General features: G+C 69.0%; 27 protein-coding genes. 6 read left to right on the forward strand and 21 right to left on the reverse strand.

Annotated features, from left to right (window positions below; all coding sequences use genetic code 11):
* Positions 1-29: 29 nt before the first annotated feature.
* Genes LFM09_RS13030 through LFM09_RS13040 form a run of 3 tightly spaced genes read right to left on the reverse strand, consistent with a single transcriptional unit; the run spans position 30 to position 2,704 of the window.
* Entirely contained in the window at positions 30-926 is an 897-nt protein-coding gene (locus LFM09_RS13030; protein ID WP_414096663.1) for an HAD family hydrolase, read from the reverse strand.
* Between the two features lie 41 nt (positions 927-967).
* Positions 968-2,056: a DUF5667 domain-containing protein gene (locus LFM09_RS13035; protein ID WP_414096664.1), complete on the reverse strand. Its 1,089-nt coding sequence runs from the start codon at positions 2,054-2,056 to the stop codon at positions 968-970.
* Positions 2,057-2,110: 54 nt separating this feature from the next.
* A complete protein-coding gene (locus tag LFM09_RS13040) occupies positions 2,111-2,704 on the reverse strand; it encodes a sigma-70 family RNA polymerase sigma factor (protein WP_414096665.1) in 594 nt (197 codons plus the stop codon).
* Positions 2,705-2,897: 193 nt separating this feature from the next.
* Here LFM09_RS13040 and LFM09_RS13045 point away from each other — a divergent pair, with 193 nt between their 5' ends.
* The 3 genes from LFM09_RS13045 (at position 2,898) to LFM09_RS13055 (ending at position 5,198) form a co-directional block, all read left to right on the forward strand.
* Positions 2,898-4,373, forward strand: a complete 1,476-nt coding sequence (locus tag LFM09_RS13045; protein ID WP_414096666.1) for an AMP-binding protein — start codon at positions 2,898-2,900, stop codon at positions 4,371-4,373.
* 3 nt (positions 4,374-4,376) lie between these two features.
* Positions 4,377-4,613 (forward strand): glutaredoxin family protein, encoded by a 237-nt coding sequence (locus LFM09_RS13050; protein WP_414096667.1) that lies wholly within the window; start codon positions 4,377-4,379, stop codon positions 4,611-4,613.
* Positions 4,614-4,700: 87 nt separating this feature from the next.
* Positions 4,701-5,198, forward strand: a complete 498-nt coding sequence (locus LFM09_RS13055; protein ID WP_414096668.1) for a DUF4232 domain-containing protein — start codon at positions 4,701-4,703, stop codon at positions 5,196-5,198.
* On the opposite strand, the gene LFM09_RS13060 is transcribed toward LFM09_RS13055, so the two are convergent.
* Positions 5,195-5,848 carry an ArsR/SmtB family transcription factor gene (locus LFM09_RS13060; protein ID WP_414096669.1) on the reverse strand — a complete coding sequence of 218 codons (654 nt, stop codon included), beginning with the start codon at positions 5,846-5,848 and terminating at the stop codon, positions 5,195-5,197. The genes LFM09_RS13055 and LFM09_RS13060 overlap by 4 nt on opposite strands.
* A 65-nt stretch (positions 5,849-5,913) precedes the next feature.
* On the opposite strand from LFM09_RS13060, the gene LFM09_RS13065 reads away from it, so the two are divergent.
* Complete coding sequence (locus tag LFM09_RS13065; RefSeq protein WP_414096670.1) at positions 5,914-7,149, forward strand: isocitrate lyase/phosphoenolpyruvate mutase family protein; 1,236 nt, start codon at positions 5,914-5,916, stop codon at positions 7,147-7,149.
* Here LFM09_RS13065 and LFM09_RS13070 read toward each other — a convergent pair.
* The 15 genes from LFM09_RS13070 to LFM09_RS13140 all read right to left on the reverse strand — a co-directional run bounded on the left by LFM09_RS13070 (position 7,146) and on the right by LFM09_RS13140 (position 19,015).
* Complete coding sequence (locus tag LFM09_RS13070; RefSeq protein WP_414096671.1) at positions 7,146-8,105, reverse strand: lysophospholipid acyltransferase family protein; 960 nt, start codon at positions 8,103-8,105, stop codon at positions 7,146-7,148. The two genes, LFM09_RS13065 and LFM09_RS13070, sit on opposite strands and share 4 nt — an antisense overlap.
* Before the next feature lie 16 nt (positions 8,106-8,121).
* Positions 8,122-9,159: an NAD-dependent epimerase/dehydratase family protein gene (locus LFM09_RS13075; protein WP_414096672.1), complete on the reverse strand. Its 1,038-nt coding sequence runs from the start codon at positions 9,157-9,159 to the stop codon at positions 8,122-8,124.
* A gap of 262 nt (positions 9,160-9,421) precedes the next feature.
* A complete protein-coding gene (locus LFM09_RS13080) occupies positions 9,422-9,523 on the reverse strand; it encodes a 30S ribosomal protein bS22 (RefSeq protein WP_015105422.1) in 102 nt (33 codons plus the stop codon).
* Positions 9,524-9,653: 130 nt separating this feature from the next.
* Positions 9,654-9,866 (reverse strand): helix-turn-helix domain-containing protein, encoded by a 213-nt coding sequence (locus tag LFM09_RS13085; RefSeq protein ID WP_030477960.1) that lies wholly within the window; start codon positions 9,864-9,866, stop codon positions 9,654-9,656.
* 129 nt (positions 9,867-9,995) lie between these two features.
* A complete protein-coding gene (gene proC / locus LFM09_RS13090; RefSeq protein ID WP_414096673.1) occupies positions 9,996-10,805 on the reverse strand; it encodes a pyrroline-5-carboxylate reductase in 810 nt (269 codons plus the stop codon).
* Positions 10,806-10,828: 23 nt separating this feature from the next.
* Positions 10,829-11,611 carry a thioesterase family protein gene (locus tag LFM09_RS13095; protein ID WP_414096674.1) on the reverse strand — a complete coding sequence of 261 codons (783 nt, stop codon included), beginning with the start codon at positions 11,609-11,611 and terminating at the stop codon, positions 10,829-10,831.
* Entirely contained in the window at positions 11,608-12,504 is an 897-nt protein-coding gene (locus tag LFM09_RS13100) for a proline dehydrogenase family protein (protein WP_414096675.1), read from the reverse strand. Before LFM09_RS13100 ends, LFM09_RS13095 begins: the two co-directional genes overlap by 4 nt.
* Positions 12,505-12,685: 181 nt before the next feature.
* Entirely contained in the window at positions 12,686-13,489 is an 804-nt protein-coding gene (locus LFM09_RS13105) for a sugar phosphate isomerase/epimerase family protein (protein ID WP_414096676.1), read from the reverse strand.
* Complete coding sequence (locus LFM09_RS13110; protein ID WP_414096677.1) at positions 13,486-14,757, reverse strand: hypothetical protein; 1,272 nt, start codon at positions 14,755-14,757, stop codon at positions 13,486-13,488. Before LFM09_RS13110 ends, LFM09_RS13105 begins: the two co-directional genes overlap by 4 nt.
* On the reverse strand, positions 14,757-15,737 hold the full coding sequence (locus LFM09_RS13115; RefSeq protein ID WP_414096678.1) for a hypothetical protein: 981 nt from the start codon (positions 15,735-15,737) through the stop codon (positions 14,757-14,759). The genes LFM09_RS13110 and LFM09_RS13115 overlap by 1 nt, the downstream gene beginning before the upstream one ends.
* Before the next feature lie 27 nt (positions 15,738-15,764).
* Positions 15,765-16,445, reverse strand: a complete 681-nt coding sequence (locus LFM09_RS13120) for a response regulator transcription factor (protein WP_319989054.1) — start codon at positions 16,443-16,445, stop codon at positions 15,765-15,767.
* Positions 16,442-17,614, reverse strand: a complete 1,173-nt coding sequence (locus LFM09_RS13125) for a sensor histidine kinase (protein ID WP_414096679.1) — start codon at positions 17,612-17,614, stop codon at positions 16,442-16,444. The genes LFM09_RS13120 and LFM09_RS13125 overlap by 4 nt, the downstream gene beginning before the upstream one ends.
* Before the next feature lie 177 nt (positions 17,615-17,791).
* Entirely contained in the window at positions 17,792-18,538 is a 747-nt protein-coding gene (locus tag LFM09_RS13130) for a phosphoglyceromutase (protein ID WP_414096680.1), read from the reverse strand.
* 5 nt (positions 18,539-18,543) lie between these two features.
* A complete protein-coding gene (locus tag LFM09_RS13135; RefSeq protein ID WP_414096681.1) occupies positions 18,544-18,753 on the reverse strand; it encodes a hypothetical protein in 210 nt (69 codons plus the stop codon).
* An 82-nt stretch (positions 18,754-18,835) separates the two neighbouring features.
* Entirely contained in the window at positions 18,836-19,015 is a 180-nt protein-coding gene (locus LFM09_RS13140) for a VOC family protein (RefSeq protein ID WP_414096682.1), read from the reverse strand.
* 29 nt (positions 19,016-19,044) lie between these two features.
* On the opposite strand from LFM09_RS13140, the gene LFM09_RS13145 reads away from it, so the two are divergent.
* Positions 19,045-19,677: a TetR/AcrR family transcriptional regulator gene (locus LFM09_RS13145; RefSeq protein WP_414096683.1), complete on the forward strand. Its 633-nt coding sequence runs from the start codon at positions 19,045-19,047 to the stop codon at positions 19,675-19,677.
* Here the strand turns inward: LFM09_RS13145 and LFM09_RS13150 are convergent, their stop codons facing one another.
* Positions 19,678-19,896, reverse strand: coding sequence for a hypothetical protein (locus LFM09_RS13150; protein WP_414096684.1), 219 nt, complete (start codon positions 19,894-19,896; stop codon positions 19,678-19,680).
* Between the two features lie 52 nt (positions 19,897-19,948).
* Between LFM09_RS13150 and LFM09_RS13155 the strand changes: the two genes are divergently transcribed.
* Positions 19,949-20,485, forward strand: a complete 537-nt coding sequence (locus tag LFM09_RS13155; RefSeq protein WP_414096685.1) for a dihydrofolate reductase family protein — start codon at positions 19,949-19,951, stop codon at positions 20,483-20,485.
* 46 nt (positions 20,486-20,531) lie between these two features.
* On the opposite strand, the gene LFM09_RS13160 is transcribed toward LFM09_RS13155, so the two are convergent.
* Positions 20,532-22,097 (reverse strand): AMP-binding protein, encoded by a 1,566-nt coding sequence (locus tag LFM09_RS13160; RefSeq protein ID WP_414096686.1) that lies wholly within the window; start codon positions 22,095-22,097, stop codon positions 20,532-20,534.
* Between the last annotated feature and the right edge of the window lie 119 nt (positions 22,098-22,216).

Genomic DNA, 22,216 nt, shown 5'->3' on the forward strand with positions numbered 1-22,216 from the left:
GGTTCGCCTGAGCCGTAAGGCCCCGGTAATCACTTCAGCCTGCGGCGGTACGCGAGCGTCGCCGCGACCGCCCCCGCGAGCGCACCCGCGCCCAGCACCGACGGGACGCCGATCTTGGCGGCCTTGCGCCCGGTGCGGAAGTCGCGGATCTCCCAGCCCTTGCGCCGCGAGATCTCCCGCAGCTGCGAGTCCGGGTTCACCGCCACCGCCGTGCCCACGACCGAGAGCATCGGGACGTCGTTCGACGAGTCCGAGTACGCGGTGCATCTGCGCAGGTCGAGGCCTTCCTTGGCGGCGAGCGACCGGACGGCCTGCGCCTTGGCCTTGCCGTGCAGCAGGTCGCCGACCAGCCGGCCGGTGTAGACGCCGTTCTCGGACTCCGAGACGGTGCCCAGCGCGCCGGTCAGGCCGAGGCGGCGCGCGATGATCTGGGCGAGCTCGACCGGCGTCGCGGTGACCAGCCACACGCGCTGACCTGCGTCGAGGTGCATCTGGGCGAGGGCCTGGGTGCCCTTCCAGATGCGGTCGGCCATCAGCTCGTCGTAGATCTCCTCGCCGAGCGAGACCAGCTCGGCGACGCTGCGGCCGGCCACGAAGGACAGCGCCTGCTCGCGTGAGGCCTTCACCGACTCCGGGTCCTCGCGGCCGCCGACGCGGAACTTCAGCTGCTGCCAGACGAAGCCCGCGAGGTCGGAGGACGAGAAGTACTTGCGCGCGGCGAGGCCGCGGGCGAAGTGGAAGATCGACGCGCCCATCATCATCGTGTTGTCGACGTCGAAGAACGCGGCCGCCGTCAGGTCCGTGGGCACCGCGAGCGAGGCTTCGAGCTCGGGCGCCATCGCGGCAGCCTGGATCGCCGCCTCAGCCGATGCTTCGCCGGCGAGCTCGGCCAGCCGGTCGCTCTCCAACTCACGCTTGCCTGCCATGTGACAAGCCTAGCGATCAGGTCGGACAGGAAACCCTCGACTCAGCCGAAGCTGATACCGGGCAGCAGCGGCAGCGAGATGCTGGGCAGCGGCAACGGCAGCGGGATCGTGATCCCGGGCTTGTCGGACGAGGGCGGCGTGGAGGTTCCGGGCTGCGTCCCGCCGGGGTTCGAGGCGCCGGGAGCGACCGACTGGGTCGGCTGCACCGGAGGCGTCGCGGAGCCCGACTGGCCGGGCAGACCGGACGGCGTCGGCTTCACCGAGGCCGGGTCGCGGCCGGACGACGAGTTCGGATCCGTCTCGGCCGAGGCGCACGCGTCCTTCGCCGGCAGCGGGCCGAGCGGGTCGGACTGACCGCTGACCACCGCGCTGCAACCGGACCGGACGGCCAGGTCGTGGGCGCGCTGGGCGATGCTCGCGAGCAGCCACATCGTGGTGTCGGCGTGCGCGCCGGCCTCGCCGGGCAGGCGAGGGCGCAGCGTGCCGAGCTTCATGTACTGGCCCAGCGCCCAGTCGCGCAACGACGGCAGCGCCTTCTCGTCGGACGAGGTCGCGTACTCGGTGAACTGGCGGGAGCCCTCCACCGCGTCGGCGCGCAGATCGGCCAGCGCGGTCAGGTGGTCGGCGGGCGCGGAGGAGCGTTCGGCCAGGGTCTCCATCTCGGTCACGCGCGAGGCGGCGAACTCCAGGTGCTTGAGGGCCCGCGACTCCTCGTCGAAGGTCAGGCCGAGCGAGGCGCCTTCCGCGGTGCGCTTGATGCCGTAGAGCGGGTCTCCCGGGAGCGCGTCACGGCTGAGCAGCACACTCATGCCGGCGAGCGACATCAGCAGGCAGAGCACGGCGGCCGCTGCGACTGCTAATCGTGCGCGCGCTCCCACCCGTCTTACCGACGAGAGGACCAGGGGCTTCTCGGGCGGCGGCGCGGTGAGGACGCGCTGTTTCATGCGCGCGCGGGTCTCGGCGTCGGGTCCGACGTCCATGCTCCGGAGCAGTTCGACGATCGCGAGGTCGTCAGCGAAGTCGTCCTTGGAATCGGGGCCGCCGACCGGCTGCGGACCGCCTTCCACCGCACGAGCGAAGCGCTCGTGCTCTGTGTGCCGCCACCGCGGTGTGCTTCCCTTACCGTCCATCTCAGCCCGAGTAACGAAGTTGATCTGCTTTGGGTTACGCGGTTGCGATCGTGATCACCGCAACCACGACGGGAGGATCTGCGCGAGCCGTCGGACGGCCCGGTGTTGCAACGCCTTCACGGCGCCCTCGTTGCGGTCCATGAGCTGCGCGACCTCGGACACCGACTTGCCCTCGATGAACCTCAGCACGATGCACTCGCGCTGGTCGTCACCCAACTGGGAAACGCAGCGGAGCAGCTCCGCGTTGGTCGCCTCGGTCATGACTTCCTGCTCGGGACCGCCGGTCTCCTCGCGGTTGTCCTGGAGCTCGGCCGTCGTGACCTCGAGCCGGTAGCGACTCGACTTCACGTGGTCGAACACGATGTTGCGGGCGATCGTGACGAACCACGCGCCGACGTCGCGCCCCTGATAGCTGACCGAACCGATGCTGCGCAGCGCGCGGAGGAACGTCTCGCTGGTCACGTCCTCGGCGAACGCGCGATCTCCGCCCACCCGGAAGAGGACATAGCGGAACACCATGTCGACGTATTGGTCGTAGAGCACGCCGAACGCCTCGGTGTCACCCTCCTGGGCGGCCTTGACGAGCAGCCAGGGCTCGTCGCCTGCGTTGTCGTGCTGACCTCCCGTCATGGTCCGGGTGGTCCTCATCGTGTTCGGTCGTGCCCGCGCGGTCATCGGCTGGCGGCACCTCCACAGAGTCGCCGTGGCGGCAGCATACGTCTTGTTACTCCGTAGTAGGTAGCGGACGGGGTTGCGATGTGGAGACGTACGAACCACGGCTTCGTGACGCTGGCCACGCGTGGAAGACTGCTCGAAGCGTCCAGTTGTTCATGAGGAGGCCATGTTGACTTCCGCTCGCAATGTCGCAGATCTGGTCCGTGCTTCGGCACAGCGGGGGCCAAGCCACGTCGCACTGGTCGACGTCGCGAGCGGTGTGAGCCTCACCTGGGAAACCATCGACGGTGCGATCGATGCTTTCGCCCGCCGTTTGGCCGATTCCGGTCTCGAACCGGGCGACCGAGTGGCGGTACGGCTCCCCACGTCGCCCGAGTTCGTGGTCGCCGTGTTCGGCGTGCTGCGCGCCGGCGGCGTCGTCGTGCCCACCGGTCCCGGCAACCCGCCGCGCGAACTCCAGCGCATCCTGGCCGACTCCGGCGCCACCTTCCTGGTGGGCGACGGCGAGGGCTCCGACGCGACCGTTCTGGACGTTCCGGACGTTTCTGCTGTTGGCGAGCCCTTCGAGGCCGTTCGCGGCGGCGAGGACCTCGCCGTGCTCGGCTACACCTCCGGCACGTCCGGCGTGCCGCGCGGCGCGATGCTGTCGCATCGGGCTTTGCTGGCGAACGTCTCGCAGTGTGCTTCGTTGCGGCCCGCGCCTGTGACGGCTGGTGACCGGGTGTTGCTCGCGCTGCCGTTGTTCCACGTCTACGGCCTCGGGCCTGGACTGCTGCAGGTCGCCGGTGCTGGGGCGACCGCGGTGTTGTTGGAGCGCTTCGAGCCGGCCAACGCGCTGGACGTGATCGAAGAGCACCGTGTGACCACCATGGTCGGCGTGCCGCCCATGTACCGGGCGCTGCTGGCCAACCCGGTCGAGGTGCTGCGGGAGAAGCTGGCCACGGTTCGACTCTTCACGTCCGGGGCTGCGCCGCTGCCGGCGGGGGTCATCGCCGAGATGCGCGGGGCTATCGGGATTCCGATCTTCGAGGGGTACGGGCTCACCGAGACGGGACCGGTTTTGACGTCGACGCTGGTTGGTGGGGTGCCCAAGCCCGGGTCGGTCGGGCAGGCGTTGCCTGGAGTGGAGATTCGGCTGGTCGACACCGACGGGTCGGTGTTGGACATCGACGAGGACGAACCGGGGACCGGACTCGTGTCCGCGAAGGGCGACAACCTCTTCAGCGGCTACTGGCCGGACGGGGCGCACGGGCCGGACTCTTCTGGGTGGTTCCGGACTGGTGATGTCGGGTTCATCGATGCTGACGGTGATCTGCACCTGGTGGACCGCGCGGGCGACCTGATCATCGTCAACGGGTTCAACGTCTACCCGCACGAGGTCGAGCAGGTCATCGGCGAGATGTCCGCGGTGCTCGAAGCCGCGGCCGTCGGCGTGCCGGACGAGAAGACCGGTGAGTCGGTGAAGGTCGTGGTCGTGCTGCGCGAGGGGCAGTCGGTTTCGTCGGACGACGTTGTGGCGCACTGCGCGGCGCGGCTGGCCAAGTTCAAGGTGCCGACGTCGGTGGAGTTCGCGCCGGCGTTGCCGCACTCGCCCACCGGGAAGCTGGCTCGTGCCGTGTTGCGCAAGCCGTTGGGAGCCTGAACCGTGGCGCACCACGTGACCATCATGAGCCGCGCGAACTGCCACCTCTGCGACGTCGCGAAGGTCGAGGTCGAACGGATCTGCCGGGACGTCGGCGCCACCTGGTCGGTGGAGGACGTCGACTCGGATCCGGAGTGGCGTGCGGAGTACGGCGACCAGGTGCCGGTGTTCCTGGTGGACGGGGCCGAGCACGGGTACTGGAAGGTGGAGGAGGACCGCCTGCGGGCGGCCCTCGCCTGACCTTTCGTCCCGTTTTGGCACGGCAACGCGTCCGGTGTGGCGGGCGTGTCCTTCATGTCATGACTCCAACGTCTCGGGGGAGACGACATGAGGAGATTCATCGGAACGGTTTTGCTGGTGATCACGTTCGTGGCCGGCGGGACTGTCGTGGCCAGCGCGGCGGCGTTGCCCACGTGCAAGTCGGTTGACCTGGACATCACGTCCATCGACAGGGGTGCCGCCGCGGGGACGTCCTACCGGGAGATCAAGTTCACCATGCGTCGGCTTGGCGCCTGTGTGCTGAAGGGGTTCCCCGGCGTGTCCTACGTGGACCGGGCTGACGCCCAGGTTGGCAACCCGGCCAGGCGCATCGGGGCGGCCGGCGACCTGATCACGTTGGCGTACGGCGCGTCCGTGTCCGCCACCGTCGGGTTCGCCAATCCGGGCAACTACGACCCGGAGGTCTGTCAGCCGCAGCCGGTGTGGGGCATCAAGGTCTTCCCGCCGGACGAGTTCGTGCCGCTGTACGTCGGATATGTCGACGAGGTGGGGTGCGGCGGGACTTCGATCACTCCGCTGAGCGTCACGGCGGTTCTTCAGAGCTAGTCGGTCAGGCCCAGCTCACGCCAGCCCTGCTCACCGGCTGGCGTGAGCACCACCGCACGGCTGGTGCCGATTCGGCGGAGCCAGTCGCGGGTGAAGAACACCTCGCAGAGGTGGGCTCCGGCGGCGCCCGCCAGGTGCGGGACGCGTTCGGTCCAGTCCAGGCAGGCTCGGCTCAGCTGGCGTTTCGAGGGTTCGAAGCCGAGTTCCTTCAGCCAGACCAGGCCCGGCTCGGTGATTGCCAGGTCGGTGGTCACCACGCCCAGCTCCAACAGGCCGGTCTTCAGGGCGATGCCCAGTTTTCCCGCGAGGTGGTCGTAGCAGGTGCGGCCTCGGGTCATGGCTTCCGAGGCGGAGGCCGCCCGCAGGCCGCGCGGTTTGGGGCCTGGGCCCGCGAAGGCGGTCATGGTTTCCAGGAGTTCGGCCACGTGCGGGCCCGCAAGACAGACGTAGCGGTGGCGGCCTTGGCGGTGCTCGGTCAGGACGCCGCCCTCGATCAGGCGGGTCAGGTGCTCGCTGGCTGTTGAGGGGGCCACGCGGGCGTGGTTGGCCAGTTCGGTGGCGGTCCAGGCTCTGCCGTCCAGCAGGGCGCCGCAGAACGCCGCTCGCGTCTTGTCCGCCAGCAGGGCGGCTACCTGGGCCAGAGCCTCCATGACGACCATTCTGCGGGCCGAACGCTTCGGTCCGCGCCGAAACGTTGCGGGCCTAGCGTCGGGGCATGACCGAAGAGCTGCTGAGCCTTCCCGTTCCGACTGTCCCCGCCGGCGAACGCGGGGTGGCGTGGCTGCGTGCCAACGTCGTCCGCTTCAGCAACGGGGCCGAGCACGTGCGCAGGCGTGCGCTCACTACCAAGCTCATCGAGAACGTCACCACGCTCGACGAACTCGCGCGGGCGCTGGGACTACCGGGCTCGCTCGACGACATCGCCAGGATCGCGCCCTGCTACCAGCCGCACGAGCCGATCACGGCGGAAGCTGATGCGGCGGTGGAACGACTTGCTGGCAGCCACGACGAGGAGACTGCGGCGCGGATCGGGCTGCTCGTGCAGGCCTGGGCGGCCACGCACGCCCTCGCTAAGAACCTCGAAGCCGGGGATCCCGCGCCGCCGGTTCCGATCACGCGCCGAGCGACCTCCAACGGCGTGATCGAGGTCAGCTTGGAGAACCACCCGTTCGGGTTCGGCGCGCACGCCTGCCCAGGCCGCGAGCTAGGCATCCGGATCGCCAAGAACATGGCGTTCCGGGCCATGCACCGCCAGGACGAACCGCTGGTCCTCCCCAACGCCTGGGACTACACCTCGGCGGCGGCGCTGCACGCGGCCGGGTTCAAGGCGATCGGCACGACCAGCCTCGGGGTTGCGGCCACGCACGGGATTCCCGACGGCATGGGGCTGGCCGGGGCGCAGGCGACCGCGCTCGCGGCGCTGTTGAAGGACCTGCCCTGCCCGGTCACCGTCGACCTGGAGTCGGGATTCGGGCAGGACCCCGCCGAGTTGGTTGCCGGGCTGGACGCGGCGGGCGTGAACCTGGAGGACGGGCGGCCGCACGGGCTGGCTGCGCCGGAGGAGCAGGCGCTGATCATCAGCAGGGTCAAGGAACGTGCGCCGGGGGTGTTCCTGAACGCTCGTATCGACACGCACTGGCACGGCGTCGCCATCGAGGAGACCGAGGAGCGCGCGAGGAGGTACGTCGACGCCGGGGCGGACGGGATCTTCGTGCCTGGGCTGACCGAGCCGCGTGACATCGAGAAGCTCGCGAGGCTGGCGCCGTTGAACGTGCTCGCGCAGCAGCGCACGCCGAAGGAGCTCGGGAATCTCGGCGTGAAGAGGATCAGCACCGGGTCGTTGCTGTTCCGGGCAGCGCTGCGGCACGCCGTCGCGACCGCTGAGGCGGTGCGCGACGGTGAACCTGTCGGGAAGGTGTTCGGCTGTGCCGAGGTGCAGGAGTTGATCTAGCCCAGGAAGACGTTGCGGCGCTGGGTCAGCAGGCGGTACAGGGTCTGCTGGATCGTCTCGCGGATCTGGTCGGTGAGGTTGAAGACCAGCATCGGGTCGTCGGCCGGGTTGTCGCCGAACACGTTGGTCTGGATCGGCTCACCGAACTCGATGTACCACTTCGACGGCAGCGGGATGGCTCCCAGCGGCCCCAGCAGCGGGAAGAACGGCGTCACCGGGAAGTACGGGAAGCCGAACAGGCGCGCCAACGCCTTGATGTCGCCGATCATCGGGTAGATCTCCTCGGCCCCGACGATCGAGCACGGGATGATCGGCACGCCGGTCTTCAGCGCCGCGGAGACGAAGCCGCCGCGGCCGAAGCGCTGCAGCTTGTAGCGGTCCTTGAACGGCTTGCCGATGCCCTTGAAGCCCTCCGGCCACACGCCGACGAGCTCGCCGGAGGACAGCAGCCGTTCGGCGTCCGGGTTGCAGGCCAGGGTCTGACCGGACTTGCGGGCCAGGGCGCCGAGCAGCGGCGTGCGGAAGACCAGGTCCGCGCCGAGCATGCGCATGTGGCGCTGGGCCGGGTGCTCGGACGCGATGCCGTAGGAGGTCATCAGGGCGTCGAGCGGCAACGTGCCGGAGTGGTTCGCCACGATCAGCGCGCCACCGGCCATCGGGATGTTCTGCAGGCCGATGGTCTCGACGCGGAACCACTTCTCGTAGAGCGGCTTGAGCGGCGGCATCAAGACGTTCTCGGTGAGGTCGCGGTCGAAGCCGAACTCGTCGATCTGGTAGTCGCCGGCGATCCGCCTGCGCGCGAACGACAGCAGGTCTGCCAGCCTGCGTTCCCAGTCCGGTGTCTCGGACTGCTGCTGCGCCGGCTCGGGGACCACCTCGACGTGGCGCGATCTGCGCGCGGCGTCGCGTTCCGGGTCGTGCAGCGGGATAACGCGTGCTCCTGCCACTGCGTTCATCTCCTCAAATACAAGATCAGCGGAAACGAGCGGCCGCGTCGAGGATTCCCCGTTCCGCGGAAGCGATCGTTTCTGGGTCGATGAGCGGCCTCAAGCCACGGCCGCTCACGTAGTCGTCGAACGCCTGCTGGGTGGTCCACCGCGGCGTGAACCCGAAGTCCTTCTGCAGCAGGGTGGTGTCGACCACGCGCCCCCAGTTGAGGAACCTCATCTGGTCGGGCGAGAAGTCGACGAGCCGGGCGCTCCGGAAGAAGCCGCCGACCGTGGGCACGGCCATGCTGGGCACCGGCAGGTTCAGCCTGCCCGCCCGGCGAATGGCCTGCGACAGCAGCAGCACGCCGTCGCCGCCCACGTTGAAGACACCTGGCAGGTCGTGCAGCGTCGCGCGTTCGAGGACAGCGAGCGCGTCCTCGGAGTGCAGCAGCTGCACGCGAGCGTCGTAGCCCAACACAGTGGGTACCACCGGGAGCGCGAAGTAACGCGTCAGCACCGTGTCGATGCGCGGCCCGATGAAGTTCGTGAAGCGCAACGTCGTGACGTTCACGTCCGGCCTGCGGCGGCCGAACCCGCGCACGTACCCCTCGACCTCGACGGCGTCCTTGGCGTAGCCGGACGACGGCAGGTCCTTCGGGCCCATGTCCTCGGTGAACACCGCCGGGTCGCGCGAGCTGGACCCGTACACGGCGCTGGTGGACTTCACGACGAGCTTCTGCACCTTGGGCGACTTCTGGCACGCGGCCAGCAGCTGCATGGTGCCGATGACGTTCATCTCCTTCATCACCGTGCGACCGGTGGGCCCGGCCGGGTTGGCGGTGACCGAGGCGTGGACGACCGTGTCCACGTTCGCGGTGGAGATGACCTTGCTGATCAACGGGTTGCGGATGTCCGCACGCACGAACTCCGCCCGGCCCATCCGGCGCAGGAGGTCACGTGGCGGCGGCTCGGTGTCCACACCGAGCACGCGCTCGATGTCCGGGTTGGCGGCGAACCGCGCGGCGAGATGACCGCCGAGGAAGCGGCTGACTCCGGTGACGAGGACGACCTTGGGCGTCATGCGACTCCAAGCTGAAGGGCGTTGCGATTGGTCGATGCTACAAGCCCAATCGGAAACCGGAGGGGGCCGGAACGCCGTCTTGACGCAGGTCACGCAGGCTTTACCGGCTAATCACCCGTTCGGCGGCCCCCGTTCCCGTGGTTCCGGGGAAGCGTCTCAAAGGGTGATATCCGTGCCTGTGCAACCACCGTGACAGTCCGGAGAAACGCAACCGCCGCCGGCCCCCGAGAGGGAACCAGCGGCGGTGAGAGCGCAAGCGGGCTTACTTGCCGCGCTTCCTACGCTGAACCCTGGTCTTGCGCAGCAGCTTGCGGTGCTTCTTCTTCGACATGCGCTTGCGGCGCTTCTTGATGACCGAGCCCATGCGGGATCCTTAGCTCTAGACGTTGCTTTGACTGGCGCGCCCCAGCCTTGGCCGTGTCAAGCACGGCGCGCCGGTAAGCACGATCGGCCTACCAGTCTACCCGCTGGGGTTCGCCAGTCTTCAGCCGCCGTCAGCCAGCGTCGAAGTACGCGTTCTCGAGGTAGGCGTGCACCGCCTTCTCGGGCACCCGGAACGACTTGCCGACCCGCACCGCGGGCAGCTCACCGGAGTGCACCAGGCGGTACACGGTCATCTTCGAGACCCGCATCATCGAGGCCACTTCAGCCACGGTCAGGAACTGGACCTGAGCGAGACCTGTTCGTTCGTTCTCCTTCGCAGGCATGTATCACCGCATCCTTCGACACGTGTCGTGCCGTCGGTCTTCCCCACCGACGGTTCGACACGCACGTGCTCTCTTGAGAGTAGCGGGACTGGTGTGACTCCTGCGACGTCCAAGCGAGGTGAGCTTTGCTCAGTCCTCGTGTTGCCTGCCCAGTTCGACGGAGCGGTCACGCGCCGATTCGATGGCAGCGAGGAGCGCCGCACGGACGCCGTGCTTCTCCAGCTCGCGGATCGCCATGATCGTCGTTCCCGCGGGGGAGGTGACCGCCTCGCGCAGGATCACGGGGTGCGAAGAGCCCTCTGCCAGCATCGTTGCCGCACCCACGGCGGACTGGATGATCAACGTCGACGCCAGGTCGCGCGGGATGCCGAGCAGGATGCCCGCGTCGATCATCGCCTCGACGAGGAAGAAGAAGTACGCGGGACCCGAGCCGGACAGCGCCGTCACCGCGTCCTGCTGCGACTCCGGCACGACCGCGACCTTGCCCACGGTCGACAGGAGCTCCTCGACGACCTTGAGGTGCTCGGGCGTGGCGTTGGAGCCGCCGGAGACCGCGCTCATGGCCTCACCGACGACCATCGGCGTGTTCGGCATGACCCGCACGACCGGGGTGCCCGCGGGCAGCCTGCGTTCGTACAGGGACGTCGGCAGGCCCGCGCACAGCGAGACGATGAGCGTGCCGGCCTTCAGAACCGGCTTCAGCTCCGTCAGCAACGGCTCGATGTCCTGCGGCTTGACCGCCACGATCAGCACGTCCGCCTTGGCGGCCGCACCCGCGATCGTCGTGGCCTCGATGCCGTACTGCGCCGTGAGCGAGGCCGAGCGCTCCTCGTGCTTCTCGGTGAACATCAGATCGGTGGCCGCCCGGCCGCCCTGCAGAAGCCCGGACAGCAGCGCCTCACCGATCTTGCCCGCGCCGAGCACCGCGATCTTCGTCATCGGTCAAGTCTCACACAGTGCGCTCAAACGGCAGGTGTCAGCGCCAACTGCCTCGCCTGGCACACCAGCCGGCCCGCCGAGTCGATCACCGTGGCGTCCTCGTCGAACCACTGCCCGTGCACCGCCTGGCAGGTGACGTGGATCCGCAGCCACCCCGGCGCAGGCCTGGCCCGCAGCAACGCGGTCAGCTGCACCGTCGGCGACCAGCCGAAACGGCCGAGGTTGAACGTCACCGGCATCGACAGGTCTCCCGCGAGCAGCGCGAAGTACGGGTCGGGCTGCTCGTCGATCGGCCGCGCCCAGAGCTTCAACGTCAGCGGCCCGTCCGTGCGCCGGTCGAGGAACGTCGCCGACTCCCGGTCGATCCGCAGATCGCACAGGTTGCCGACCTTGTACGTGCCGCCGGTCGGGAACGTCGCCAGCTCCACCGAACCGGGCGGCGGCGCGGCCGGGAGCGACGGCAGGTTCACGTAGTCGGCCCGGTGGTCGGGAATCCGTCCCGTGGTCACCGAGGCCTCGACGCACACCTGACCGCGCTGTTCCAGCGTCACCGCGACCACCGTGGCCGTGCGTCCCGCCTTGCGGATGTCGGTCCTGACCAGCACCGGCCCGACCTCGGGGGCCCGCAGGAACTGGGCGGAGACCACCAGCGGATCACCGGCCGCCACCTCAGCGGCCGCGCGGGTCATCACCGCCAGCAGGAACCCGCCGTGAGGCTTGGGGCCGACGGTCCACTCGGCGGGCAGGGACGCGGTGAAGGTTCCGTCACCGAGCGACCGCACCGCGCTGGACTTAGTGAAGGTCATGAGCGGCTGGCCAGCGACCGCAAGAAGAAAGTCACGTTGGCAGGCCGTTCTGCTAGTCGCCGCATGAGATATCCGTACCACTGCTCGCCGTAGGGGACATAAACCCGGGTTCCGAGGCGCCTCTGCTCCTCCGGCCTGATGCCGTAGAGCATCTGGTACTCGAAGTCGGTTTTGTCATACCAGCGAGCCCGCTCGCCAATGATTTCGATCAACCTCGGATCGTGGGTCGCGAACATCGGGTAGCCCTCGCCCGCGAGGAGCACGTTCAGGCATCGCACGTAGTTCAGGTCGACCTCGTGCGGGTCTTGGATGGCCACGTCCGGCGGCTCCGCGTAGGCGCCCTTGACCAGCCGGACCCGTGATCCCGGCCCGGCCAGCGCCTTGCAGTCGTCCAACGTGCGGTGCAGGTACGACTGCAGCACCGCGCCGACCCAGGGCCACGTACGCCGCAGCTCGTGCAGCACCCGCAGGGTCGAGTCCGTCGTCGTGTGGTCTTCCATGTCGAGCGTCACGGTCGTGCCGCACTGCTCGGCGGCGGCGCAGATCCTGGAGGCATTCGTCAGGGCGAGCGACTCGTCCAGCGCCTGCCCGACCGCGGACAGCTTGACGCTCACCTCTGCGTCTTGGGCCAGACCGGCGGCGTGCAGCGCGTCGAGCAGTTCCAGGTACGCCTGCACGATCTTCTCGGCCTGCGCCTTGTCGGTGGTGTCCTCGCCGAGGTAGTCGAGCGTGACCGGCAGACCCAGGCCGCGCACCACCTCGACGGCGTCGCGGGTGGTCTCCCCCGCGACGAAGCGCTTCACGACGTCACGGCTGATGGGTGCGTTGGCGACGAGGTGGCGGACAGTCTCGTTGCGAGACGCGGCCATGATCAACGCTCGCAGCGGGTTCACAGCACGAACCCTAACCCGGCTGGTGGCGTGGCCCAGAACGTTGCCAGGCGAATTCGCGGTCAGACGGGTGCATCGTGGTGCCGCCCCCGCGTCCTCGTGGTGGACGTGTGGGGGCGCTGGGGCGGCGCCGCGAGGCGCCCTGCTGAGCGTGAATCACCCGGCCGCGTTCTGGGTCGCGCCACTAGGGCCAGTCCAAGTGCAAGCGCGCGAACAGCAGTGACTCGGCGAGCATCTCCCGCCGCGCCGCCGGAGTCGGCGCCCGCCGGGTGTTGACCTCCAGCACGACCTGACCGTCGAACCCGCCGCGCGCCAGCATCTCGCACAGCTCGGCGCACGGCTGCGTCCCGCGCCCCGGCACCATGTGCTCGTCCTTGGGCGCGCCGGAGCCGTCGGCGAGGTGGATGTGCCGCAGCCCGTCGCCCATCCGCTTGGCCAGCTCCAGGGCGTCCACGTGCGCGGCCGCCGAGTGCGACAGGTCCAGCGTGTAGTTGCTGTGCCCCACGTCGGTCGGGTCGATCGACGGCTTGAACGCGGTCATCTGCACAGAACGCCCGCGGCCCAACGGCCGCCGCACCGGGAACATGTTCTCGACCGCGATCGCGATGCCGCTCTCGTCCTCCAGCGAGGAGACCAGCTCGGCGAAGCCGTCCGCGTACTTGCGCTGCCACCGGAACGGCGGGTGCAGCACGACGGTCGGCGCGCCCAGGTCCTGGGCCGCCTGGACGGACTTGCGCAGTCTCTCGACCGGGTCCGGCGACCACACCCGCTGCGAGATCAGCAGGCACGGCGCGTGCACGGCGAGGACGGGCATGCCCGATCGGGTCGACAGGCGGTCGACGGCCCGGATGTCCTGCGACACCGGGTCGGCCCACACCATCAGCTCGACGCCGTCGTAGCCCAGTTCGGCGGCGATCTCGAACGCCGCTCCGGCGGGCTGCGGGTAGACCGACGCCGTGGAAAGCCCGACCGGGATGCGGCCCGTCAACTCTTCACCAGCAGCATCGCCGCTGGTGAAACGGTGACGATGAGGCCTACGAGCACGGCCAGCACGGTGGTTTGGAGGTCGTCCGCTCGGCGGATCTTGCGAACCAGCAACACCAGACCCACGGTAACCGCAAGCGCCACCACGAGTGCGGCGGCGGGTATCGCGCGCCACAGGTAGTTGAACGCGAGCCACAGGGCCGCACCGCCGAGCACGCCGACAGCGAGCTGGCCGATCATGACCAGCCACTCCTTGCCGGGCGAGCGAGCCGGTTCCTCCTCGGGCTCTTCAGACGCCTCGTCGGCGTCGTCGAGACCGGCCGGGCCCTCGTCGGACTCCTCGTCCTCGTCGGCGAGGTAGTCGTCCTCGGCGCGGTAGACGGCGTACTCCTGCGAGTCGTCGTCGTCCACGTACGGGCCGGCATGGGCCGCGGTCGACTCCATCGGCGGCATGGACAGGTCCGTCTTGACGTCCATCTCGTCGTCGGCGAACCAGGCGTCGGGCTGGTTGTTCGGCAACGGCTCCGGCAGCCGCGGCGGGGCCGGCGGCACGATCAGCACGGACTCGGTCTCGAGCGCGGCGATCTGGTCCACCGGTGCCTTGGCCGGGATGCGCGGAAGCTGCTCGGTCATCGCCTCACGCGGCGGCACACCGGGCTTCTGGACCGGCGTCGGCAGCTGCACCGACGGCGGCACCGGCTTCGGCGGCCGGGTGAGGTTCGGGCGCGACGGGGTCGGCGCGGGCGGGCCACCGGCTTCGAGGCGCGACGCGACCGCGTCCGGGCGCGGCATCTCGGGCCTCGGCATGTCCGGGCGCGACGGGGCCTCGGGACGCGGCAGGTCCGAGCGCGACGGCTGGTCGCGGACCTGCGGCACCTGGCGGGTCTGCTCGGCGGCAGCGGCCGGCGGAGGCGTGGGCCCGGGTCTGCGGACCTGCGGCGGCTGCGCGGGTGGCGCCACCGGCGGCTTCGGCTGGTACGCCGTGCGCTCGGGGGCGGGAGGAGGAGGCGGCGGGGCGACCGGGGGCGGTTCGGGGGCCGCACGACGACCCGACGGGGCCTCGTCGTCGCGGATGGCCATCAGCCGGCCGCTGTCGGACAGGACCCGCTCGATGATCGTCTGGGGCGCGGTCTCCGGCTGCTGGACGTCGTCCTCGTCGTCGGCCGCGCGGCGGCGTCGCCGACGTGGCGCCGCCTCTGAGCTGCCGCCGTACTGGGCGAGCAGTTCAGCGACTGTGCGCTGCGTGTGCTCCGATCCGCTCTCTCGACTCATCAACTCCACCGTGCCCCGGTCTGGCCAGTACGTCCAGTATCGCTCTGGTCCGTCCCATCAGTGTGGTCCAGCCGCCGGAGGATGACACCCTCCCGGAGTGCCCAGGGGCAAATCTCCAGCTGCGTGAGTGACAGGGCTCGCATCGTTGCCTCCGCGACCAGCGCGCCCGCCACGAGCTGGTGGGCGCGTGACGTGCTCACGCCTTCCAGCTCGGCGAGGTCGCCGGCCGACATCCGGGAAATGAACGCGATCAGCTGCCGCAGGCCAGCGTCGGTGAGCACGCGACGTGCCCTGGGCCCGGCAGACGATGGCGCGGCCCCGGTGAGCCGCGCCAGCGTTCGGAAGGTTTTTGAGGTCGCAACCACCCGATCGGGTTCACCCGCGCGTTTCAGCTTCCGCGCGACGGGCGCGAGCTGCTCGGCCAGCCAGTCGGAGGTCTCGCGGACCTCCGAGCGCCGGGGCGGGTCCTTCTTGAACCGGGTTCTCGTCAACCGGCCCGCGCCCAGCGGCACGGAGAAGGCCATGTCGGGGTTCTCGTCGCGACCGACAGCAAGCTCAAGCGAGCCGCCGCCGATGTCGAGGCACAACAGCTTGCCCGCGGACCAGCCGTACCAGCGGCGGACCGCGAGAAAGGTGTAGCGGGCCTCGTCCTCGCCGGACAGGACCTTGAGGTCGACCCCGGTCTCGGTGCGCACCCGGTCGAGCACCTCCGAGGAGTTGCCCGCCTCGCGCACCGCCGAGGTCGCGAACGCCATGAGGTCCTCGCAGCCCGACCGCTTGGCCGACGCCTTGGCGGCGGCGACGGCCCTGACCAGCTGGTCAGCACCCGACTTGGTCAGCTGACCTTTTGGGTCGAGCTGCTCCGCGAGGCGCAGGATCGTCTTCTCGGACGTCATCGGGATGGGGTGGGCACCACGATGCGCGTCCACCACGAGTAGGTGGACGGTGTTGGAACCCACGTCGAGAACGCCCAGGCGCACGCCGGAAACGGTACCTGGTCGTGTCCGTCAGGACTCGAACTTGTAACCGAGACCCCTGACGGTCACCAGATGCCGCGGGGTCGAGGGGTCCGGTTCGATCTTCGACCGCAGCCGCTTGACGTGCACGTCCAGCGTCTTCGTGTCGCCGACGTAGTCCGCTCCCCACACGCGATCGATGAGCTGACCGCGGGTGAGCACCCTTCCCACGTTGCGGAGCAGGTACTCCAGGAGGTCGAACTCCTTGAGCGGCAGGCTGATGTCCTGACCGGCGACGGTGACGACGTGGCGTTCCACGTCCATCCGCACCGGACCGGCCTCCAGGATCTGCGGGAGCAGGTCCTCGGACTCGCCGCCGCGGCGCAGCACCGCGCGGATGCGGGCGATGAGCTCACGGGCCGAGTACGGCTTGGTGACGTAGTCGTCCGCGCCCAGTTCCAGGCCGACGACCTTGTCGATCTCGCTGTCACGCGCGGTCACCATGATCACGGGCACGGCGGAGCGCTGCCGCAGCTGCTTGCAGACGTCGGTGCCGCTCATGCCGGGGAGCATGAGGTCGAGCAGCACGATGTCGGCACCGTTGCGGTCGAACTCCTCCAGCGCCTCCTGGCCGGTGGCCGCGAGCGCCGCGGTGAACCCCTCCTTGCGCAGCAGGAAGGCGAGCGGATCGGCGAAGGACTCCTCGTCCTCCACGATGAGCACCCTGGTCACAGCTCTCCTCCTGAGTCACCCGCGCCAGTGGGCACGAGAGTCGGGTTGGGTTCGGTCGCCGCGGCCGGAAGCCGCAGCGTGAAGGTGGACCCCGTTCCTGGCAGGCTCCACAGCTTCACCTCGCCGCCGTGGTTGGCGGCGACGTGCTTGACGATCGCGAGCCCGAGACCGGTGCCTCCGGTCGCGCGCGATCGAGCCTTGTCGACGCGGTAGAACCGCTCGAAGACCCGCGTCTGCTGGTCCTCGGCGATGCCGATGCCGCGGTCGGTCACGGCGATCTCGACGTGCCCGTCCACCAGTCTCCTGCTGACTGACACGGGACTGCCGGGAGGCGAGTACGCGACCGCGTTGTCCAGCAGGTTCGTCAGTGCCGTGACCAGCAACGACCGGTCACCCGGCACGACGAACCCGCTCGGCTCGTCGGTGGTGATCGAGATGTTGACCGACTCGGCGGCGAGCTTGGACCGCGACAGCGCCTCGTTGATCACGACGTCGATCTCGGTGTCGCTGAGCTCCGGCAGCTTCTCCGCGCCCTGCAGGCGCGACAGCGCGATCAGCTCGGTGACGAGCGTGCCGAGGCGGGTGGCCTCCTGCATGATCTTCGCGCTGAAGCGGCGGACCTCCTCCTGGTCGTCGCTCGCGTCCAGCACGGCCTCCGCCAGCAGTGCGAGAGCGCCGACGGGGGTCTTCAGCTCGTGACTGACGTTCGCCACGAAGTCGCGCCGCGTCTTCTCCAGCCGCACGGCCTCGGACTCGTCGGTCGCGTCCACGACGGTGAAGTTCTCGATCAGCAGCCGGACCTCGGCGTGCACGGCCTCCGGCTGGCGTCCGGTGCGATATCCGTCCAACGGCGAGAGGTCGACGTACACGACCTCGTTGCTGTTGCGGACGCCCTCGGCGGCCTTGCGCGCACGGTCGTCGACCCGGTTGTTGCGGACGATCCCGAGCTCTTCGGCACGGGGGTTGTGCAGCACCACGTCACCGAAGTGGTTCAGCACCACGATGCCGTCGTGCGAGTCGTGAATGATCTGCTGGATCAGCTCGGCGACCGTGAGGCCTTCCGGCTTGCGGGGGTGGCGTGGAGCGGTGAGCCGGCCGATGAAGAAAGCGGCGATCACGCCGATGAGCGCGAGGCCGATCGACACAGCGAGGTAACCCGTTGTGGTCACGAGGCGAATGGTAAGCAGCTCAGAGGTGTCTTGGCCTAGTGCGGAAGCGTGAACCGTGATACCCGCGACACCTCAGTGGACGGTTGTTCCGTCCCTGGTCAGCCCGTGTTCACCCAACCGTGTCCTAACGCGCGAAAGGCGCACCCGAACAGCGGGTGCGCCTTTCGCGAAATGCGGTCAGCGACCCTGGTTCGCGACGGCCGCAATCGCGTCCTTCGCGGCCTCGGGGTCGAGGTATTCGCCACCCGGCTTGAGCGGCTTCAGGTCCTCGTCGAGGTCGTAGCGCAGCGGGATGCCGGTCGGGATGTTCAGCCCCGCGATGGCCTCGTCCGAGATGCCGTCGAGGTGCTTCACGAGCGCGCGCAGCGAGTTGCCGTGCGCCGCCACGAGCACGGTCTTGCCGGTGCGCAGGTCCGGCACGATCGCCTCGTCCCAGTACGGGAGCATGCGCTTGACGACGTCCAGCAGGCACTCGGTCAGCGGCAGGTCCGGGCCGAGGTCCGCGTAGCGCGGGTCGGTGTCCTGGGAGAACTCGCTGCCGGGCTCGATGGGCGGCGGCGGGGTGTCGTAGGACCGGCGCCAGAGCATGAACTGCTCCTCGCCGAACTCCTCGAGCGTCTGCTTCTTGTTCTTGCCCTGCAACGCGCCGTAGTGGCGCTCGTTGAGGCGCCAGTCGCGCTTGACCGGGATCCAGTGCCGGTCGGCGGCGTCGAGCGCCAGGTTCGCGGTCATGATCGCCCGGCGCATGAGGCTGGTGTGCAGGATCTCCGGCAGCACACCGGCTTCTTTGAGAAGCACTCCACCGCGGCGGGCCTCCCGCTCGCCCTTCTCCGACAGGGGAACGTCCACCCAGCCGGTGAACAGGTTCTCCGCGTTCCACGTGCTCTCGCCGTGGCGGAGCAGCACCAAGGTTCCGACAGACATGGCAGCTAGCCTGCCATGCCGACCCTCCTGCCGTACCCCGGCCGGTCACCGTGATCCACGCCATGTTCCTCGTCGGTGTAGACGTGGATCTCCAGCCCGTCCGGGTCGTTGAAGACCAGCAGCCAGCCCGTGCTCGCCTCGATCTCGGGCGAGTGGCCGACGCCCAGCTCGTCGAGGTGCGCGATCCACTCCTGGAGGTCCTCGCGGGTCTCCACGGCGAAGTTGACCGGGTCGAAGCCCGCGATCGCCTTCGCGGTGTCCGGGTCGAGCCTGAGACTGAGGCCGGCGGCCCGTTGCTCACGTAGCCCGCGACACCCGGACGACGCCGTCCGCGTCCTCGAACTCCCACTCGACTTCGAACCCGAAGACCTCGGCGTACCACTCGATGCTGCGGTCGAGGTCTGTCACCGGAATCTTCACGCCTCTAATTCCTCTGAGCTGCGCCATCTCGGGTTCGTCCAGTTGATTGCAGAGCATCCGCAACGAATACAGGTACACTGCGCTCGATGAGTGAGGACGTCAAGCGTTCGTACAGCTCACCGCTGCGGGAGCAGGGGGCCGCCTACACGCGCCTGCTGGTGCGCGACGCGGGCCACCGGCTGTTCGCGCGGGACGGGTTCGTGGCGACGTCGATGCGCAAGATCGCGTACGAGGCGGGCGTGTCCGAGCGGACCGTGTACACGCACTACAAGAACAAGGTCGAGATCTTCCAGGACGCCCTGAACGTGGCGATCGCGGGAGACGAGGAGCCGGTCGCGATGCGGGACCGGCCGGTGTTCGAGGAGGTGCTCACCACCCCGACGGCCCAGGACATGATCGTGGAGATGGTGCGGCGCAACGGTGCCGTGCTGGAACGGGCCGGCGCGCTGATCATGGCGGGCATCGAGTCGTCCGGAGCCGACGCGGACGTGCGGCGGATCTCGCACGAGGGTGAGCACGCGATGCGGGCGAACTGCCTGGCGCTCGCGGAGGCGTTGATCGCGACCGGTCAGGTGCGGCCGAGCTTCGACACCGAGCGGGTGGCGGACGTGCTGGTGACGATGATGTCGCCGCACGTGCACCAGGTGCTGGGCTGGCCGGCGGACCGCTACCAGGCCTGGCTCGCGGACTCGTTGCGAGCGACGCTGCTGCAGGCCTGACTACTCCTCGGCCAGCTCCTCCAGGACGTCCGCGGCGTCGCTGTTGCCGCTGTCGGCGAGGCGGCGCAGCTCGTCGAGGTCACCGCGTTCTGCGGCCAGCTCCACGAGCACGTCCTCCGCGTCGGACGAACCGGCGGCGGCGAGCCTGCGCAGCTCGTCGAAGTCGCCTCGTTCACCGGCCAGTTCCACGAGCTGGTCCACGTCGTCCGTGTCGCCCACGTTCAACTCCTCACACCGATTAGTTCACGGCGTGTGCCGGGTCTGACCCAGTATGAGTGAAGTGAACGCAGGCAAGGTCGTCGTGAACAGGTCGATGTCGCTGGACGGCTTCATCGCCGGCCCCGGGCACGCGATGGACTGGATCCTCGAGCACATGAGGGACAACCCGTTTCCCGAGGTCATGGACGCAACGGGCGCCATGCTCGTCGGCCGGGGCACGCACGAGGTCGCCAAGCGGATGCGCGCGGAGGACACCGAGTACGACGGCGGGCCGGTGTTCGTCCTGACGCACCGGCCGCCGGACGAGCCGGAGCCGGGGATCACGTTCCTCACCTGCGATCTCGCGGAGGCCGTCGCCACGGCAGGCGCCGCCGCGGGAGGGAAGAACCTGGAGATCCTGGGTGCCGACCTGGCCACCCAGTGCCTGCAGCGGGGGCTCGTCGACGAGGTCCTGGTTTACGTCCTGCCGGTGCTGTTCGGCGACGGCGTGCGCTTCTCGACCTCGGGCCTCGGCAAGGTCGACCTGGAACCGTTGAGCAACACGCAGTCGGGACCCATCACCATGCTCCGGTTCCGCGTGCGGAAGTGACGAAGGCCCCGGCACACCTGCGTGGTGTGCCGGGGCCTCGAGAAGATCAGGCCTGTTCGCGGGCCCTGAGGTCCTTGCGGAGGATCTTGCCCGCGGCGGACTTGGGGATCGCCTCGATGAACTCGACCACGCGGACCTTCTTGTGCGGCGCCACATGTGCCGCCACGTGCGCCATCACCGCGTCGGCGTCCAGCGAAGAGCCCGCCTGCAGCACCACGAACGCCTTCGGCACCTCCTCGCCGTCCGCGTCCTTCACGCCGATGACCGCGGCGTCCGCGATCTCGTCGTGGGTCAGCAGCACGGCTTCGAGCTCGGCCGGCGGGACCTGGTAGCCCTTGTACTTGATCAGTTCCTTGACCCGGTCGACGATCGAGACGATGCCGTCGGCGTCGATCACGGCCACGTCGCCGGTGTGCAGCCAGCCCTCGTCGTCGATGGTGGCGGCGGTGGCGTCGGGGTTGTTCAGGTAGCCCTTCATGATGTTCGGGCCCTTGCACCACAGTTCGCCGCGCTCGCCCACGCCGACGTCGGCGCCGGTGGCCGGGTCGACCAGGCGGCACTCGAGGTTCGGGATGATCACCCCGACGGTGCCGATCGAGATGTCCTCGCGGCTGTCCGGGATGGCGTGGCTGACCGGCGACATCTCGGTCATGCCGTAGCCCTGCGCGACCTTGCAGCCGATGCGCTTCTTCACCGCGTCGGCGAGGTCCTCGTCCAGCGGGGCGGCGCCGGAGAAGAGCATCTTCATCGCGGACAGGTCGTAGTTGTCGACGATCGGGTGCTTGGCGAGCGCCACGGCGACCGGCGGCGCGATGTAGACGCGGTCGGTCTTGTGCTCGGCGATCACGCGCAGGAACTCCGGCAGTTCGAACTTCGGCAGCGTCACGACGACACCGCCGATGTACAGGCCGTTGTTCATCAACACCTGCATGCCGTAGATGTGGAAGAACGGCAGCACAGCAAGAATTCGCGTATGCGGGCCGACATCCGAAAGAATTGGGCCGCACTGCACGAGATTTGCGACGAGATTGCGGTGCGTCAGCATCACGCCCTTGGGCAACGCGGTCGTGCCGGACGAGTACGGCAGCACCGCGATGTCCTCGGCCGGGTTGATCTCCACGTCCGGCACCGGGTGGTCGTTCGCCAGCAGTTCCTGCAGCGACGGGTAGCCCTCGGCACCGTCCAGCACCACGACGTCGGTCACACCGGCCTTCGTGGCACCAGGAGCGGCGTTCGGCAGCAGCACGGACACCGTGAACAGCATCTTCGCGCCCGCGTCGTGCAGCTGGTGCGCGACCTCGTCGGGTGTGTAGAGGGCGTTGATCGTGGTCGCGGTGGCTCCCGCGCGCAGGATGCCGTGGAACACGACGGCGTAGTACGGCGTGTTCGGGCTGAGAATGCCGACCACGTCGCCCTTGCCGATGCCGCGCGCGGCCAGTGCGGCGGCCATCCGGTCGATCATGCCGGCGAGCCGGCCGTACGTGATCGAGGCACCGGACATGCCGTCGATCAACGCAACCCTGTCCACCCGATCGGCGATGTCGCCGAACAACAGCTGGTGCAGCGACACGTCAGGGATCTCGACATCGGGGAACGGACTGCGAAAGACCATGCGGCGACCTCATTCACTCGCTGAACACCCAGCCTGTGGGGTCATCGTGATCCAGCCCACTGAACAGGTCAAGGACTGCTCAATCGCTACAGATACGTTACTTAGCGCGTCTAATTACA

Source organism: Lentzea alba (genome assembly GCF_047445655.1).
Classification (GTDB): domain Bacteria; phylum Actinomycetota; class Actinomycetes; order Mycobacteriales; family Pseudonocardiaceae; genus Lentzea; species Lentzea alba_A.

Coding starts and splice junctions, on each gene's coding strand:
- LFM09_RS13070 (WP_414096671.1), bottom strand. CDS start 8,105: ATGAACGCAGTGGCAGGAGCACGCGTTATCCCGCTGCACGACCCGGAA.
- LFM09_RS13140 (WP_414096682.1), bottom strand. CDS start 19,015: ATGCTCTGCAATCAACTGGACGAACCCGAGATGGCGCAGCTCAGAGGA.
- LFM09_RS13155 (WP_414096685.1), top strand. CDS start 19,949: ATGAGTGAAGTGAACGCAGGCAAGGTCGTCGTGAACAGGTCGATGTCG.
- LFM09_RS13065 (WP_414096670.1), top strand. CDS start 5,914: ATGACCGAAGAGCTGCTGAGCCTTCCCGTTCCGACTGTCCCCGCCGGC.
- LFM09_RS13060 (WP_414096669.1), bottom strand. CDS start 5,848: ATGGAGGCTCTGGCCCAGGTAGCCGCCCTGCTGGCGGACAAGACGCGA.
- LFM09_RS13055 (WP_414096668.1), top strand. CDS start 4,701: ATGAGGAGATTCATCGGAACGGTTTTGCTGGTGATCACGTTCGTGGCC.
- LFM09_RS13045 (WP_414096666.1), top strand. CDS start 2,898: ATGTTGACTTCCGCTCGCAATGTCGCAGATCTGGTCCGTGCTTCGGCA.
- LFM09_RS13160 (WP_414096686.1), bottom strand. CDS start 22,097: ATGGTCTTTCGCAGTCCGTTCCCCGATGTCGAGATCCCTGACGTGTCG.
- LFM09_RS13110 (WP_414096677.1), bottom strand. CDS start 14,757: ATGAGTCGAGAGAGCGGATCGGAGCACACGCAGCGCACAGTCGCTGAA.
- LFM09_RS13030 (WP_414096663.1), bottom strand. CDS start 926: ATGGCAGGCAAGCGTGAGTTGGAGAGCGACCGGCTGGCCGAGCTCGCC.
- LFM09_RS13095 (WP_414096674.1), bottom strand. CDS start 11,611: ATGACCTTCACTAAGTCCAGCGCGGTGCGGTCGCTCGGTGACGGAACC.
- LFM09_RS13130 (WP_414096680.1), bottom strand. CDS start 18,538: ATGTCTGTCGGAACCTTGGTGCTGCTCCGCCACGGCGAGAGCACGTGG.
- LFM09_RS13040 (WP_414096665.1), bottom strand. CDS start 2,704: ATGAGGACCACCCGGACCATGACGGGAGGTCAGCACGACAACGCAGGC.
- LFM09_RS13145 (WP_414096683.1), top strand. CDS start 19,045: ATGAGTGAGGACGTCAAGCGTTCGTACAGCTCACCGCTGCGGGAGCAG.
- LFM09_RS13035 (WP_414096664.1), bottom strand. CDS start 2,056: ATGGACGGTAAGGGAAGCACACCGCGGTGGCGGCACACAGAGCACGAG.
- proC (WP_414096673.1), bottom strand. CDS start 10,805: ATGACGAAGATCGCGGTGCTCGGCGCGGGCAAGATCGGTGAGGCGCTG.
- LFM09_RS13080 (WP_015105422.1), bottom strand. CDS start 9,523: ATGGGCTCGGTCATCAAGAAGCGCCGCAAGCGCATGTCGAAGAAGAAG.
- LFM09_RS13075 (WP_414096672.1), bottom strand. CDS start 9,159: ATGACGCCCAAGGTCGTCCTCGTCACCGGAGTCAGCCGCTTCCTCGGC.
- LFM09_RS13085 (WP_030477960.1), bottom strand. CDS start 9,866: ATGCCTGCGAAGGAGAACGAACGAACAGGTCTCGCTCAGGTCCAGTTC.